We start from the raw sequence: 16,269 nt of genomic DNA on the forward strand, positions 1-16,269 counted from the left end.
AATAATAATTTATTTTAATATCATGAATTTAAATAGGTCAATCTTCTTTATCTTTTTGTTTTGCTCCACCATTAGTTTTGCTCAAAAAAAAGACAATCCTAATGTAAGTATATTATTAAAACAATGGGAATTAGTAGATTTTGAAACTGTTGATAGTTCTTCAGATAAAATGATAGTAACTTTAACAAAGTATGCAGATAAGGTTAGATTTAATTTTAGAGAAGATTTTTATTTACAAGTTGTTTATTCTGAAACTAAAAAAGAAATTTATAAATGGAAGTTTAAACGAAAATTTACAATTGAAATTACACCATTAGATATTAATAGTTTTAATAAAGATATTGTGGGAGAATTCGTAATAAGAGACTTAAGTAATATTTCGTCTATATTTTTAGAGCATAAGGGACAACCTCATAATGGTATAATGCTCAAACTTTCTGAGAATTAATCAACATTCTTAACAACTCTGTTAATAATTTTTAGGATAGTGTTGTTTAAAAAAAAGGTAATAAGTATCTTTGCGGTAACAATAAACAAGTAATTAGACGTAATCATGTTCGAATTTGACCAATATTTAGGCTTTTTAGCATTTTTAACTATCTTAACCATAGGCTTTTGGTTAATGATTTTTTTAATCACATTTGTAGTTCCTTATTGGATTGGAGGAAGCTTAATAGAGCGTTTAAAAGAAATTAAAGAAGAGAAAAAAGCAAAAAGACAACAGGCTTAAGCTTTTATTAAACATATTTAAAAAGGGAAATTCTAAAACTATTTTAGAATTTCCCTTTTTTTATGCGGTTTATTAAGTGGTTTTGTCATTCAGAGTTGTCACATTGAGCGCAGTCGAAATGAAAGCAAAGGATCTATTTATTTAAGATTATGAGATTCCTCAATTCTTCGTAATGACAGTTGATTGATATTTTAGGATATAAAAAAAGGGTTTATTACAATTTAATAAACCCTTTTTTATAGTTTGCTAACTGCTAACTGCTAACTGCTAACTATCCTTCAAATTCTTCATCACCATTATAGTCATTATTTCTGCTACCTCTATTACGATCTTTTTTCTGATTAAATCTATAGATCATAGATAATGTAATTTGACGTTGTCTCCATTGAAATTCTGAAGTTACACGTTCTGTAGCTGTTGTTGTAACAGAGTTTCTTTTTCTTGAGTTAAATACATCTCTAACATTTAAAGATAGTGTAGCTTTATCTTTAAAAATCTCTTTACTAAATGCTAAATCCATAGAGAAAATTCCGTCTGTATCAGATTGTGCATCAGATCTTGCACCTCTATAAAATGCATTTGTTTGCCAATCTATCTTTGCAGGTAAAGTTACTTTACTACTAAATCTAGCAAACCAACTTGTGTTTTTTGCGCTGTAATCTACACCGTTAAATTCTCCTTCTGTATTAAATTGAAAAAAGTTAATACTAGAGTTTAAACGTAACCATTTTTCTGGGTTGTATAACACACCAAGTTCGGCTCCAGTACGTTTGTTTGTAGATAAGTTAACAGGAATTGTTCTAATAATATTAATACCATCTGTTGTTACGCTACCGGTGTTTTCTTGTACACGCTCAAAAGAATCTGTTTCGTGTTGGTAGTACACAGATGTAGTTAATGTTAATTTATCCCAACGTTTTAAATATCCTAAATCAAAAGTGCTAGAAAATGCTGGATCTAGGTTTGGGTTACCTTGAAACACTCTTGTTCTACTTGATCTGGTAGGAAAAGGATTAATAAACCAACCACGTGGTCTGTTAATACGTCTGTTGTAACCTAGTGTTATGCTTTCTTCTTTCTGATCTTCGTTTGCAAGATTATAAATTAAGTTTACTGTTGGGAATAAACCTAAATAGTTTTTATCAAAATCTGTATCAATCGGGAAACCAAAAGCATCGTTTAATTCTTGATCAGATAATCTTGAGTCAATTTTTCCTTTTAATTGTGTATGCTCTAATCTAAGACCTAATAAAAAAGAGAATTTACCTAATTTGGTTCCGTATTGTGTGTAAAGTGCATTTACGTTTTCTGAATAATCAAAAACGTTTGTAATAGTATCGTTTACAAATAAAGATCCATCTGTAATGTCTTCTTGTTCTAAAAGATAATCTGTTACTTCATTTTGAAAACTACCACGGTAACCAGCTTCAAATCTAGAATCCTCACCAATTGGTAATACATAATCTGCTTGTACTAAATATTCTTTTTGATCTTCTGTTTGATAAATTTGTTCTCTTTGAAATGGTTCTGGATTAGCATCTTCGGTAAAATCATAATTTTCATCTAAAAATGTAAATTGCTCTTCTTTATCAATTACATATTGAAAATCTGCAGTTAATTGGTGTCCGTTATCATCAAATTTAGTGATATAATTTAATGCGAATTGGTAGCTATTATCTTCTTCATTTTGACGCTCGTATCTTGTAGTTTGTTCTACTAAACCACCATTATAACGTTCTGAAATATTTGTAGATAAATCTGCATCTTCACCATATCTATAGAAAAAACTTCCTGTTAAAGATGTTTTATCAGATAAGAAGTATTCCATACCAATGTTACCGTTATAATTACGATTAAGTCTAGTAACATCTTGGTCTTCTATAATTTGTCTATATTCTGGTGTTTGTAAAATACCGTCTTCATCTAAATAATCAAAATAATAGGTGTCACTATCACTTGTTCTTGGTGCATCAAAATATCTAAAACCTATGTTTGAAAATAGGTTGAATTTTTCTGTTCTGTAGTTTAATGTTGTTGCAATACCAACTAAATCTGGGTTACCAGCATTTAAATTAATAGATCCATTAAACCCTAAAGTTTCCTTTTGACGTAGTATAATGTTTAAAATACCAGCAGTACCTTCGGCATCATATCTAGCAGAAGGCGATGTAATAACCTCTACACGCTCTATTGCTTCTGCAGGAAGCTGACTTAACACATTGCTGTCTCCAAAACCAGCAAGTGCAGATGGTTTACCGTTAATTAAAATTCTAACATTTTCGTTACCTCTTAAACTAATACCACCTTCTATATCTACAGAAACTGAAGGGACATTATTTAAAGCATCACTTACAGTTCCTCCAGCTGTCGTTAAATCTTTACCAATATTGTAGATTTTTTTATCAAGTCTAATGTCTACAGTAGTTTTTTCGGCAACGATTTCAATTTCATCTAAAGTTTCGGCATCTACAGTTAGGGAAGTGGTACCTAAGTTTGTATTGCTAGTAATTGATTTGTTATTGATTGTTAGCTTTTTAAAGCCTATATATTCGTATGAAATGTTATAAGTTCCTGCTGCAACTTTAATGTTGTAATTACCTTTGGTATCTGTTATTCCTCCGGTAACATCACTTGCATCTGTTGTGCTAGTAAATACAATTGTTGCGTATTCTAATGGTGTTTGAGTGCTAGCGTCTACAATTTTACCTTTTACTGTAATTTCTTTTTCGTTCTGAGCAAAAATTAGCGTTGTAAATAAAAGAATAAAACTGGTTAGTATTTTTTTAGTCATAATTAGGTTTTTGTTCTAAGACGCCAAAAATACTTACAGGTTTAACCTGACTTGGTTAAAGCTTTGTTAAATAAAAATGAATAGTGTTAACGTACGTTAATTAGTCTGGAATTATATCAAAAATACGTTTTGCTGGTTTACCTATTACGGCTTTTTCTCCGTTAATAATTATTGGTCTTTCAATAATTTCTTGATACTCAACCATTAGATCCAAAAGCTCTTCGTTATTAAACTTATGATCATCTTGATGCAAGTGATCAAAATTTTCTTTCCAGACTTTACTTTCTTTCCTAATTAGTTCTTCTGGATTAATTTTAAGAAGCTTTATTATTTTTTGAAGTTTTATTTTATCTAAAGGTTTATCCTGATATTTGATAGCTTCTTGATCATGTTTACTTGTCTCTAAAATTTCTAAACACTTATTTGAGTTTGGAGAGTCTGGATTGTGATATATTACTATCATTATTGTTTAAGGGGAAATTTTATTACTCTATAATTATTTATGGTTTTAAATATTAATGATTAATAGCGATACAATTTAAATAATTTTTTTAATATTTTCAGGTGGTCTTCCAACAATAGCTTTATTTTTATTTACAACAATTGGTCGTTCTATTAACTTAGGATTTTCAATAATTATTTTAATTATTTCATTATCAGATAATTGTTTGTTTTTGTAGTTTTCTTTCCAAATAGATTCATTTTTTCTAACTAGGTCAATTGGTTTAATACCTAGTAGTTCTATGATGTCAGAAAGTTCTTCTTTTGTAGGCGTATTTTCTAAATATTTAACAATTTCAAAATCTTTACCTGATTCTTCAAGAATTTGTAATCCTTCTCTAGATTTTCTACATCTTGGGTTGTGATATATTTTAATCATATTAATTTTTTAAAGATTATTATTGTCTTCGGTTTGTTGCCCCATCATCATTAAATAAGACTTTAAAAATGGTTCTATATGACCATCCATTACAGCATCTACATTACCAGTTTCGTGACCAGAACGTACGTCTTTAACTAACTTATATGGATGCATAACGTAGTTACGTATTTGGCTTCCCCATTCAATTTTCATTTTACCAGCTTCAATATCATCACGTTGTGCCATTTGTTTTTGAAGTTCAATTTCATAAAGCTGAGATTTTAGCATTTGTAGGGCACGAGCACGGTTATCGTGTTGAGATCGTGTTTCTGAGCATGAAATTTGAATTCCAGTAGGTTTGTGTGTTAATTGTACTTTAGTTTCAACTTTATTTACATTTTGTCCTCCGGCACCACTTGATCTAGCAGTAGTAATTTCAATATCTGCTGGATTAATTTCGATTTCAATTGTATCATCAACCAAAGGATAAACATAAACAGAAGCAAAACTTGTATGTCGTTTTGCGTTACTATCAAATGGCGAAATTCTTACTAATCTATGGACACCGTTTTCGCCTTTTAACCATCCAAAAGCAAAGTCGCCTTCAATTTCTAAAGTCACTGTTTTTATACCAGCAACATCACCTTCTTGAAAGTTAAGTTCTTTTACTTTAAAACCATTTTTTTCTGCGTACATTAAATACATACGCATAAGCATACTTGCCCAATCGCAGCTTTCTGTACCTCCAGCACCAGCTGTTATTTGTAAAACAGCGCTAAGGCTATCACCTTCTTCAGAAAGCATATTTTTAAATTCAAGATTTTCTATAGCAGTTTCTGCTTTTTCAAACCTAGATTCTACATCTTCTAAGCTAGCTTCCTCTTCTTTAAAAAACTCGTATATAACTTCTAAATCTTCAATATAAGTTTTAGCATTATCATAGTCTTCTATCCATTTTTTCTTTTCTCTGATGGATTTCATGACTTGCTCTGCAGCTTTAGAATCATTCCAAAAATTCGGGTCAAATGTTTTTTCTTCTTCGTTACGAAGCTCTATTGTCTTTGCATCTAAGTCAAAGATATTGCCTTAAAGACTTAAGGCGTTTATTAAGATCTTTAATTTGATCTGTTGTAATCATATAATATATTGTTTGAAACAAAAATAAAATTATTAGTAAGATTCTAAAATTTATTAAAACAATATTTATAGTTTTATCTCTAAAAAAAATATACTAATGATTATAGATTTAAGAAGTGATACGGTAACTAAACCAACACCAAAAATGCTTGAGGCAATGATGCAGGCTAAAGTTGGAGATGATGTGTATGATGAAGATGAAACAGTTAACGCTTTAGAAGAAAAAATAGCTAATCTTTTTGGAAAAGAAAAATCTTTGTTTTTTCCTAGCGGGACTATGGCTAATCAAACAGCTATTAAATTACACACCAATCCTGGTGACCAAGTAATTTGCGATAAATATGCTCATATTTTTAATTATGAAGGTGGTGGCGCATCTTTTAATAGTGGCGTGTCTTGTAAATTAATAGATGGTAATCGAGGAATGTTTACTGCAAAACAGGTTGAAGAAGCAATAAATCCACCAGATTTTTATCATAGTCCGTTAACCAGATTAGTCGAAATTGAAAATACCACAAACAAAGGTGGCGGCGCATGTTGGGATTTTGACGAAATATTAAAAATAAAATCACTTTGTAAAACACATAACTTAGGATTTCATTTAGATGGTGCAAGATTATGGAATGCTTTAGTAGCAAAAGAAGAAACTACAGAACAATACGGTAAAGCTTTTGATACCATATCTGTTTGCTTAAGTAAAGGTTTAGGTTGTCCTGTTGGATCCGTTTTAGTAGGTGATAAAGCAATTATGGAAAACGCAATACGAATTAGAAAGATATTAGGTGGAGGCATGAGACAAGTAGGTTTTCTTGCTGCTGCAGGTTTGTATGCTTTAGATAATAATATTGAAAGATTAGCCGAAGACCATAAAAAAGCAAAGTATATAGCAGAATTATTACAACAATCTAATTACGTTAAAAATGTAGAGTCAGTAGAAACAAACATCGTTATTTTTGAATTGTATGAAGAAACAAGCGAAAAGTTTTTGAAATCGCTTTCTGACAATAAAATTCTTATTACCAATATGGGAAATAACAAACTAAGAATGGTAACACATTTGGAAATTACTGATAATGAATTTGATATGTTAGAAAATGTAATTAAGTCACTTTTTTAAAAATAAATTTAATATAATTTAAAAGTTGTTTATGTCGTTTTTTTATGCATTTTATCGATTTTTTGGTTTTTCTTAACAGTTAATGTTAAAATAAGTTTGAATAGTGCTTTTTTTGTCTGAAATTAGTTGTAAGATGCTAATTTATAGTCTTTTATTAATCTATTTATAAACTTAAATTAACAAAAAATGAAAAAAGTATTACTAACGATTTTGTCTTTTGTAGCCTGTACAGCAGTATTTGCACAAGACTTACCAACAAATCCTGAACCAGGAAAATGTTACGTTCGTTGTGTTACTCCAGATGTATGGGTAAACCAAGATGTAACAGTACAAGTGGCGCCAGCTTATAAAAAGCTATCTGTTGTGCCAGCTAGTTACAACACGGTAACAGAAGAAGTTATTGTGCAAAAAGCAGGAACAGAATTATCAGTAGTTCCAGCAAAGTACGAAACTCAAAATTTTGATGTAGTAGTACAAGAGGCAAGTCAAAAATTAGAAATCATACCATCATCAGTTTCTTACGAAGAGGAAACAGTTGTTGTACAAGAAGCTAGCCAAAGATTAGAAGTAGTTCCTGCTGTTTACGAAACTCGTACTTTTGAAGTAGTAACTCAACCAGCAACGCAACGTTTAGAGGTTATTCCTGCTAAATACGAAACAAGAGAAGAAACAGTAGTTGTTCAATCTGCAAGTCAAAAATTAGAAGTAATTCCTGCTGTTTGGGGAACACAAACTATTACATATAAGAAAAGAGAATTTGGTAACACTTTAAAAGTTGTACCAGCTAAATTTACTTCTAGTTACCAAGTTATAGAGGTTAAACCTGCAACTGCAAAGTGGGAAATGAGCGATACACCAGCTGCAGAGTGCCAATCAAGTGATCCTAACGATTGTAGATACTGGTGTTATAAAAGTGTACCAGCACAAAACATTACAATAAATACTACTGAATTAGCTTCAGATGCTTCTGTAATAACTACTCCAGGATGTGATAATTCTAATGGAGGAGCAGATGATTGTGGTATGGCTACTTATACTCAAAAAGTTATAGAAACTCCTGCAACAACAAGAGTTATTGATATTCCTGCTGTTACAAAAACAGTTAAGAAAACAGTAATGGTTACTCCTCCAACGACAAGAGTTATCGAAGTGCCTGCAATAACTAAAACTATGGAGCGTGTTGTAATGGTAACTCCTCCTACAACAAGAGTAATTGATATTCCTGCTGTTACAAAAACAGTTAAGAAAAAAATCATTACTCCAGAAACAACTCGTGTAGTTACCATTCCAGAAGTTACTCAAACAATGAAGCGTGTGGTTATGTCTACACCTCCAACTACAAGAACTATAGATATAGCTGAGAAACGTTCTACAATCAAGAAAACTGTTTTAGCTTCAGATGCTAGAGTAGAAGAATCTGTTGTACCGGCTGTTAATAAGACAGTTACAAAAGAAGTTTTACAAACTAAAGGAGGTTTAACAACGTGGAAAGAAGTTGACTGTAAGTTAGTAGAATATAATGACCTTAACATAAACTGGAATTTAGGTTCTGCAACTTTAACACCTGCAGCAAAAGCAGAGATAGATGCTAAATTATTACCAGTACTAGCAGATGGTGTATCTGTAGAGATTGCTTCTCATACAGACTCAAGAGGATCTAAAGAATCTAACAGATTATTATCAGAAAGAAGAGCACAAGCTGTAACTAATTATTTAATTTCTAAAGGAATTAATTCTTCAAGAATTACTTCTAACGGTTATGGTGAGTCAAGATTAACCAACAGATGTTCTGACGGTGTATCTTGTACAGAAAGAGAACACTTAGCAAACAGACGTACTCAGTTTAGAGTTATCAACTCTAAATAAGAGTAGAACGACATAATAAAAAAGGAAGCCATTTGGCTTCCTTTTTTTGTTTGCACTATTATTTAAACATGTCCATGCCAGGTATATTTGGCATACCATCTTTAGCAACAGCAGCTACTTCTGTTTCATGTACTTCTGTAGCTTTAGTAATAGCTTTATTTAAAGTTAAAATTAAATAGTCTTCTAATTGTTCTTTGTCTTTTAGTAATGCATCATCAATGTTAATAGATTTTATCTCTCTATTGGCTGTTAATGTGACTTGCAATAGGTTGTCATTACTTTTTTCATCAACTAAAACAGTATTTAAACGCTTTTTAGTTTCTTCAACTTTTTTTTGGGTTTCTTTAAGCTTACCCATCATTCCCATTAGGTCTCCAAACATCTTTATTAGTTTTTAAATTATAACTGCAAATTTATTAATTTCAATAGATAAATTTCAACTCAATTATTTATTAAATGATTTAGCTGTTTTGTTATTTAACTTTACATTTGCTTTTTCCTAAAAAAAAAAAGAACTTAAAATGACAGATTTTAATTCTGAATTAATAGCTCCAAAAGCAAAAAAAATAAAAAAAGAGCTTACCATACATAATGATGTAAGAGTAGATAATTATTATTGGCTTAATCAAAGAGAAGATAAAGACGTTTTAGAATATTTAAACGCAGAAAATGATTATACCAATGCAGTATTAAAATCTACAGAAAGTTTTCAGAAATCTCTTTTTGAAGAGATGAAATCTCGAATAAAAGAAGATGACCAAAGTGTACCATATAAATTTAATGGATACTGGTATATCACCAAATTTGAGCAAGGAAAAGATTACCCAATTTACACCAGAAAAAAGGAAACTTTAGAAGCAAAAGAAGAAATTTTGTTTGATTGTAACCAAATGGCTAAAGGCTATTCATACTTTAAGTTAGGTGGTTTTTCTGTAAGTGAAGATAATACGTTAGTATCATTTTCAATAGATACTGTTAGTCGTAGACAATATACCATAAAAATTAAAAATTTAATTACTGGAGAGATTTTAGATGATACTATTGAAAATACTACAGGTAGTTCTACTTGGGCTAGTGATAATAAAACTATTTTCTATGCTAAAAAAGATGAAGTTACTTTAAGATCGGATAAAATTTTCAGTCATAAAATAGGAGAAAAGGTTGAAGATGATAGATTGGTTTTTATTGAAGAAGATGAAACCTTTCATACCTATGTTTACAAGTCTAAATCAAGAAAATACTTAATTATTGGAAGCTCTAGTACACAAACTTCTGAATATCAAATATTACCAGCTAATAATCCTGAAGGCGACTTTAAAGTGTTTCAATCTAGAGAACGAAATCTAGAATACTCTATAGCTCATTATGATGATAGTTTTTACATAATAACCAATAAAGATGGAGCGACTAATTTTAAAGTCCAAAAAACATTAGAAACAGCTATAGCAAAAGAAAACTGGGTAGATGTAATACCTCACAGAGAAGACGTCCTAGTAGAAGACATTGAAATTTTTAAAAATTATTTAGTCGTTAACGAGCGTAAAAATGGACTAAACCACTTACGTATAATAAGTTGGGATAAAAAAGAAGATTACTATCTTGATTTTGAAAGCGAAACTTATACAGCAAGCATAGGTAATAACCCAGATTTTAATAGTAATGTTTTAAGGTATACATTTAATGCATTAACACAACCAAGTTCTGTAATAGACTATAATTTTAAGACTAAAACTAAAGAAATTAAAAAGGAACAAGAGGTATTAGATAAAAGTTTTGATAAAAACAATTACACTTCCGAAAGGATTTGGGCGACAGCCAGAGACGGAAAAAAAATACCAATGTCTGTTGTTTATAAAAAAGGTATCAAATTAGATGGAACAAATCCTTTGCTTCAATATGCTTATGGAAGTTACGGCTCTACAATAGATCCTTATTTTTCCACAATAAGATTAAGTCTGTTAGATAGAGGTTTTATATATGTAATAGCTCATATTAGAGGTAGCGAATACTTAGGAAGACCATGGTATGAAGATGGAAAACTTCTAAAAAAAATGAACACATTTACAGACTTTATAGATTGTTCAAAATATTTAATTGAAAAAAAATATACATCTTCAGAGCATTTATACGCAATGGGAGGAAGTGCAGGAGGATTATTAATGGGAGCAGTAATAAACTTAAACCCAAAATTATATAAAGGTGTTATTGCAGCAGTGCCTTTTGTAGATGTGGTAACAACTATGTTAGATGACACTATTCCATTAACCACAGGAGAGTATGACGAATGGGGTAATCCTAACAATAAAGATTATTATCATTACATGAAATCCTATTCACCGTATGATAATGTAGTAGAAAAAGAATATCCTAATTTATTAGTCACTACAGGACTACACGATTCTCAAGTACAGTATTGGGAACCAGCTAAATGGGTAGCAAAATTAAGAGAATTAAAAACAGACAATAATTTGTTATTGTTAAAAACAGACATGGATGCAGGACATGGTGGCGCATCCGGTAGATTTGAAGCTTTAAAAGAAGTTGCTTTAGAATATGCTTTTTTATTCTATTTAGAAGGAATTACCGATTAATAAAAAAAAATGCTTATTTTTGTCAGGTTTTAGTAATTAAAACCAAAAAATAAGTAGCTTTTAAACAGCATTTATGGAACAAAGTAAACAAGTTTTTAATAGCGCATTAGATCTAATAGGTAATACGCCGCTAATAAAACTAAACAAAATGGCGACTGAGTTTAAAGGAAACTACCATGCTAAGGTAGAAGCTTTTAACCCAGGTCATTCTTCAAAAGATCGAATAGCATTATACATTATTGAACAAGCAGAAAAGCAAGGTATAATCAAACCAGGTGACACCATCATAGAAACTACTTCTGGTAACACAGGATTTAGTTTAGCAATGGTAAGTGTTATTAAAGGTTACGATTGTATTTTAGCAGTAAGTTCTAAGTCTTCAGCAGATAAAATAGACATGCTTAAAACTATGGGTGCAAAAGTATATGTTTGTCCAGCAAACGTAAGTGCAGATGACCCAAGAAGTTATTACGAAGTAGCAAAACGATTACATAGCGAGATTAAAGGATCGGTTTACATTAACCAATACTTTAATCAACTAAATTTAGATGCACATTACAATTCTACAGGTCCAGAAATTTGGAATCAAACTGAAGGTCAAATTACACATTTAGTAGCTTGTAGTGGTACAGGAGGAACAATTTCTGGTACAGCAAAATACTTAAAAGAACAAAATCCAAACATCAAAATTATTGGTGTAGATGCTTACGGTTCAGTATTAAAAAAATACCATGAAACACGTGAGTTTGATAAAGATGAAATCTATCCATATCGTATTGAAGGTTTAGGTAAAAATTTAATACCTACAGCTACAGATTTTGATGTTATTGATAAGTTTGTTAAAGTAACAGACGAAGAAAGTGCACATACAGCAAGAGAAATAGCATTAACAGAAGGTTTATTTGTAGGGTATACTTCTGGAGCAGCAATGCAAGCCTTAAAGCAACTAAACGAAGAGGACTACTTTAAACCAACAGACAAGGTAGTAGTTATCTTTCCTGATCATGGTTCAAGATACATGAGTAAGGTTTATAGTGATAAATGGATGAACGACCAAGGCTTTTTTGATAGTCAAAATGAAGCAGCAGCACAAAGCATTCAATACGTTAAGTAACGTGTAAAAAATATAAAATTAAAGTTAGCCATAATGAAAATTCATTTTGGTTAACTTTTTTGTTAATAACAGATTGACAATTTATTATGCAAGAATAGTAAAATTGCCTAATTTTGCCCAATCTAACTAAATACTAATAGCTTAAGCCATAGGCTTAATAATCATTTAAAGATGAAAGACTTATTTGAGAAAATATACAAAGACAAAGGACCGTTAGGAAAATGGGCGTCGCAAGCAGAAGGTTACTTTGTATTTCCAAAATTAGAAGGACAAATTTCTAATCGTATGAAATTTCAAGGTAAAGAAGTAATTACTTGGAGTATCAACGATTACTTAGGTTTGGCAAATCACCCAGAAGTAAGAAAGGTAGATGCAGAAGCAGCAGCAAAATATGGTTCTGCTTATCCTATGGGAGCACGTATGATGTCTGGTCACACAGATTTACACGAAAAACTTCAAAATGAATTAGCAGAATTTGTTAACAAAGAAGCGGCTTACTTATTAAATTTTGGTTACCAAGGAATGGTATCTACAGTAGATGCGTTAGTATCTAAAGACGATATTATTGTTTATGATGTAGATGCACATGCATGTATAATAGATGGAGTTAGATTACATCATGGTAAGCGATTTACTTACAAGCATAATGATATAGAAAGTTTAGAAAAAAACTTAGAACGTGCTACAAAAATGGCAGAGCAAACAGGTGGAGGAATCTTAGTGATTTCTGAAGGTGTTTTTGGTATGCGTGGTGAGCAAGGACGTTTAAAAGAAATTGTAGCGTTAAAAGAAAAATTCAACTTTAGATTATTTGTAGATGATGCTCATGGATTTGGAACATTAGGTGCAACAGGAGCAGGAGCAGGAGAAGAGCAAGGTGTACAAGACGATATTGATGTATATTTTGCAACTTTTGCAAAATCTATGGCTAGTACAGGAGCATTTATTGCAGCAGATCAAGAGATTATAGATTATTTAAAATATAATTTACGTTCTCAAATGTTTGCAAAGTCTCTACAAATGCAATTAGTAGAAGGAGCTTTAAAGCGTTTAGATATGTTACGCACAATGCCTGAGTTAAAACAAAACTTATGGAAAATTGTAGACGCTTTACAATCTGGGTTAAAAGAGCGTGGTTTTGATATAGGTACTACACAAAGTTGTGTAACTCCTGTATACCTTAACGGAAGTATTCCAGAAGCTATGGCGTTAGTTAAAGATTTAAGAGAAAATTATGGTATTTTCTGTTCTATAGTTGTTTATCCAGTAATACCAAAAGGATTAATCTTATTACGTATGATTCCTACTGCGACTCATACTTTAGAAGATGTAAATGAAACATTAGATGCTTTTGATGCAATTAGAGAACGTCTTTTAAATGGAACTTACAAGCGTATGTCTGCAGCATTAATAAAAGCAATGGGCGAATAATTTTCCCTTACATACAAAATAAAAAATCCGATTTAAATATTTAAATCGGATTTTTTTATCTATAATGTTTTTCTGTAAGTGCTTCGTTTTTTTATAATTTTTGGATCAAAGTTTTTCCAGATTTTATGTATAGCTTCATTGTTTTCTAATTCTGGCGTGCGGTAACAATCTTCTATACCCTTTTCTTTAAAAATAGGGTAATATTCGTTAAAAATAATACCGTGTACACCTTTGTTTTGATAATCAGGATGTACACCAATTAAATAAAAGTTTACGCTCTTACTTTCTTTTTTAGCTTTTAAAAGTTTTAAAAATCCAAAAGGAAATAATTTACCATTCATTTCTTTTAATGCTTCAGTAAACCTAGGCATAACAATAGCAAAAGCAACTAGATTATTTTCTTGATCTACAACAAATTTGATGTATTCTGGATTAATAAAATTGATGTATTTTTTCTTAAAATATTCTTTTTGAATGTCAGTAATTTCAACAAAAGAAGATAGTTTAGCATAAGATAGATTAAACAAGTCAAACATCTTATCTACATAAGGCATTATCTCTTTAGTCTTAGTAAAATTAAGTGGTTTTAATTTGTAACGTCTTTTAACTAAATCTTGAATTTTACTAAAAGCTTCAGGATTTACATTACTAAATTTAAAGGTGCTTTCTATATAAGTTTTTTCAATATTAAAGCCTAACGTTTGATAATGCTTTTGGTAATAAGGATAGTTATACCAAGTAATCATATCATTAGGATAATCAAACCCTTCAGTTAAAACACCAACTTTATCTAAGTTAGAGAAACCTACAGGACCTTCAACAAACTCTAAATTATTGTTCTTTCCTATCTTGATTACTTCTTCTATTAATGCTTTACTAACCTCTAAGTCATCAATAAAATCAAACCAGCCAAAGCGCATTTTTTTATCGCCTTGTTTGTTTACTTCTAACCAATTAATAATCGCAGCTACACGACCAACTATTTTACCTTCTTTGTAAGCTAATAATAATGTTGCTTCTGCATCATTAAACACAGGGTTTTTTTCAGTGTTAAAAACCTCTAATTCTTGACTTATTATTGGCGGAATCCAATACTTACAATCGTTATAGATTTTAAAAGGAAATTTTACAAAAGCTTTATAATCTGCTTTAGACTTTACTTCTTTAATGGTTATCATAGATTATAAAATAGGATTATTCGTCGTCAAAATTGATGACTTGTGTTTCTTTCTTGCGTTTTCCATCGTCAGCATTATTGTCATCACCTTTTTTCTTTTTCTTATTTCTGTTTCTGTTAGCTTTTCTTTCGTATTCATCCATCACATTAGTACCATTATCTACTTTAGGATCTTTATGAAAATCAAGCCTGTAAGATGCACCAAAGTTTAAACTAAACACAGAAGGTGTATCTTTAGTATTAAATGTAAGTGCTGTATCTAACTGAAAATCTTTTCCAAAAAGGTAAGCTCCACCAAATCTAAATAAATTATCGGCATAATAATCTCCGCTAATACCTTGAGTTTCTCCAAATAGAACAAATTTTTCGTTTAGAGCTTTTGTTAGTGTTAAAATATATTGAAAGCTAGAAAAATCTGTACCTAACCTTTCCATAGAAAAATTAGTGACAAATACCCAACCGCTACTAAAGTTATTTTGCGTAGCAACCATAGCTTTAAAATTAACGCCACCTTCATAAGCAGGACTTGTAAATGGGTTAGAATAAGGAACGTAAATATTATCTTTTGCATCCAAATTAACGCCACCGTAAACAGCTACTGCAGGAATTAAATTACTCCACTTAAATTTTCTATTAGCATGATAACTATATAAATTAGGTTTTTCTTCTTCTTTATTTTTATAAGGATCATAGACTAAATACTTGGCTCCTAAAGCAAAGTTTCTAAAGTTAGATCGGTTTGTTTCATTTGGAGAAAGTGAAGATCTATTATCTGTAAACGTATCGTTTTGATAAGTTCCTTCTAGATTAATTTCTAACTCTTCCCAAAGTAAACCGTAGCGTAACGCAAAGTCAATACCAAAACCTTTAGCTTCATTCTTTAAAGGTGTATGTTTTTCGTTTACAGTGTAAGGTCCAGCTTCAATTTGACCAACATTTACACCAACAGCAAAAGCGCTTTTAGACTCGCCAGGTCTGTTAGAGTTTATAACTTCTGTATACTGAGAAAATGCTGAAATACTGAAGAAAAATAATATGTATTTACAATAGAATTTTGGGTTAAGCATAGCTATTTGTTTAAAGTCAAATATAGAGATTTTATATTTTTTTTAGCTATTAAATAACGAAATTAAAATTAGAGAATTGTATTTTTGTATTTATAGAATAAAATTTGAATTATGGGTTTATTAAGAACCATTTTAATAATATTATTAATCTACTACGGATTTAAAATCTTATCAAGAATTTTTGCGCCTGTCTTATTTAAATACGCTGCCAAAAAAGCTGAAGAACGTTTTGGTGGTGCATTTAATCAACAACGTCAAGAACCAATTAATAAAGAAGGTGAAGTGACTATAGACAAAATGCCAGAAAATAAATCTTCAAATAAAAATGTTGGTGAGTATGTAGATTACGAAGAAATTGAGTAATTTTCAACCTCATTGAATTTATA

At 30.6% G+C, this 16,269-nt stretch carries 15 protein-coding genes; 8 read left to right on the forward strand and 7 right to left on the reverse strand.

The window, feature by feature from the left end; all coding sequences use genetic code 11:
• Positions 1 to 22 precede the first annotated feature (22 nt).
• On the forward strand, positions 23 to 448 hold the full coding sequence (locus ACEQT4_RS04805) for a hypothetical protein (protein ID WP_370226324.1): 426 nt from the start codon (positions 23 to 25) through the stop codon (positions 446 to 448).
• 105 nt (positions 449 to 553) lie between these two features.
• The gene (locus ACEQT4_RS04810) at positions 554 to 730 is read left to right on the forward strand and encodes a hypothetical protein (RefSeq protein ID WP_027878899.1); all 177 of its coding nucleotides are present in this window, start codon (positions 554 to 556) and stop codon (positions 728 to 730) included.
• Between the two features lie 271 nt (positions 731 to 1,001).
• On the opposite strand, the gene ACEQT4_RS04815 is transcribed toward ACEQT4_RS04810, so the two are convergent.
• From ACEQT4_RS04815 to prfB, 4 genes are all read right to left on the reverse strand, one after another.
• Positions 1,002 to 3,521, reverse strand: a complete 2,520-nt coding sequence (locus ACEQT4_RS04815) for a TonB-dependent receptor domain-containing protein (protein ID WP_370226325.1) — start codon at positions 3,519 to 3,521, stop codon at positions 1,002 to 1,004.
• A 100-nt stretch (positions 3,522 to 3,621) separates the two neighbouring features.
• Positions 3,622 to 3,984 carry an ArsC/Spx/MgsR family protein gene (locus ACEQT4_RS04820; RefSeq protein ID WP_336128955.1) on the reverse strand — a complete coding sequence of 121 codons (363 nt, stop codon included), beginning with the start codon at positions 3,982 to 3,984 and terminating at the stop codon, positions 3,622 to 3,624.
• 75 nt (positions 3,985 to 4,059) lie between these two features.
• A complete protein-coding gene (gene arsC / locus ACEQT4_RS04825; protein ID WP_370226327.1) occupies positions 4,060 to 4,401 on the reverse strand; it encodes an arsenate reductase (glutaredoxin) in 342 nt (113 codons plus the stop codon).
• 9 nt (positions 4,402 to 4,410) lie between these two features.
• A protein-coding gene (prfB, locus tag ACEQT4_RS04830) for a peptide chain release factor 2 (RefSeq protein ID WP_146131294.1) occupies positions 4,411 to 5,521 on the reverse strand; the annotation gives its coding sequence in 2 pieces (ribosomal slippage) (positions 4,411 to 5,457 and positions 5,459 to 5,521; 1,110 coding nt in all).
• A 96-nt stretch (positions 5,522 to 5,617) separates the two neighbouring features.
• On the opposite strand from prfB, the gene ACEQT4_RS04835 reads away from it, so the two are divergent.
• Positions 5,618 to 6,637, forward strand: a complete 1,020-nt coding sequence (locus ACEQT4_RS04835; protein WP_370226328.1) for a low specificity L-threonine aldolase — start codon at positions 5,618 to 5,620, stop codon at positions 6,635 to 6,637.
• A 186-nt stretch (positions 6,638 to 6,823) separates the two neighbouring features.
• Entirely contained in the window at positions 6,824 to 8,503 is a 1,680-nt protein-coding gene (locus tag ACEQT4_RS04840) for an OmpA family protein (protein WP_370226329.1), read from the forward strand.
• 58 nt (positions 8,504 to 8,561) lie between these two features.
• Here the strand turns inward: ACEQT4_RS04840 and ACEQT4_RS04845 are convergent, their stop codons facing one another.
• A complete protein-coding gene (locus tag ACEQT4_RS04845) occupies positions 8,562 to 8,885 on the reverse strand; it encodes a YbaB/EbfC family nucleoid-associated protein (RefSeq protein WP_106677936.1) in 324 nt (107 codons plus the stop codon).
• Between the two features lie 139 nt (positions 8,886 to 9,024).
• Between ACEQT4_RS04845 and ACEQT4_RS04850 the strand changes: the two genes are divergently transcribed.
• From ACEQT4_RS04850 to ACEQT4_RS04860, 3 genes are all read left to right on the forward strand, one after another.
• Entirely contained in the window at positions 9,025 to 11,094 is a 2,070-nt protein-coding gene (locus tag ACEQT4_RS04850) for a S9 family peptidase (RefSeq protein ID WP_370226331.1), read from the forward strand.
• Between the two features lie 73 nt (positions 11,095 to 11,167).
• On the forward strand, positions 11,168 to 12,208 hold the full coding sequence (locus ACEQT4_RS04855) for a PLP-dependent cysteine synthase family protein (RefSeq protein WP_027878908.1): 1,041 nt from the start codon (positions 11,168 to 11,170) through the stop codon (positions 12,206 to 12,208).
• A gap of 171 nt (positions 12,209 to 12,379) precedes the next feature.
• Positions 12,380 to 13,639 carry an aminotransferase class I/II-fold pyridoxal phosphate-dependent enzyme gene (locus ACEQT4_RS04860; RefSeq protein ID WP_370226332.1) on the forward strand — a complete coding sequence of 420 codons (1,260 nt, stop codon included), beginning with the start codon at positions 12,380 to 12,382 and terminating at the stop codon, positions 13,637 to 13,639.
• A gap of 59 nt (positions 13,640 to 13,698) precedes the next feature.
• On the opposite strand, the gene ACEQT4_RS04865 is transcribed toward ACEQT4_RS04860, so the two are convergent.
• Both ACEQT4_RS04865 and ACEQT4_RS04870 read right to left on the reverse strand, forming a co-directional pair.
• A complete protein-coding gene (locus ACEQT4_RS04865; RefSeq protein ID WP_370226333.1) occupies positions 13,699 to 14,817 on the reverse strand; it encodes a GTP cyclohydrolase in 1,119 nt (372 codons plus the stop codon).
• A 16-nt stretch (positions 14,818 to 14,833) separates the two neighbouring features.
• The gene (locus ACEQT4_RS04870) at positions 14,834 to 15,883 is read right to left on the reverse strand and encodes a transporter (RefSeq protein WP_027878911.1); all 1,050 of its coding nucleotides are present in this window, start codon (positions 15,881 to 15,883) and stop codon (positions 14,834 to 14,836) included.
• A gap of 111 nt (positions 15,884 to 15,994) precedes the next feature.
• Between ACEQT4_RS04870 and ACEQT4_RS04875 the strand changes: the two genes are divergently transcribed.
• Positions 15,995 to 16,246 carry a DUF4834 family protein gene (locus ACEQT4_RS04875; protein ID WP_106677929.1) on the forward strand — a complete coding sequence of 84 codons (252 nt, stop codon included), beginning with the start codon at positions 15,995 to 15,997 and terminating at the stop codon, positions 16,244 to 16,246.
• Positions 16,247 to 16,269: the final 23 nt, after the last annotated feature.

Source organism: Mesoflavibacter sp. (assembly GCF_964226795.1).
Lineage (GTDB): Bacteria > Bacteroidota > Bacteroidia > Flavobacteriales > Flavobacteriaceae > Mesoflavibacter > Mesoflavibacter zeaxanthinifaciens.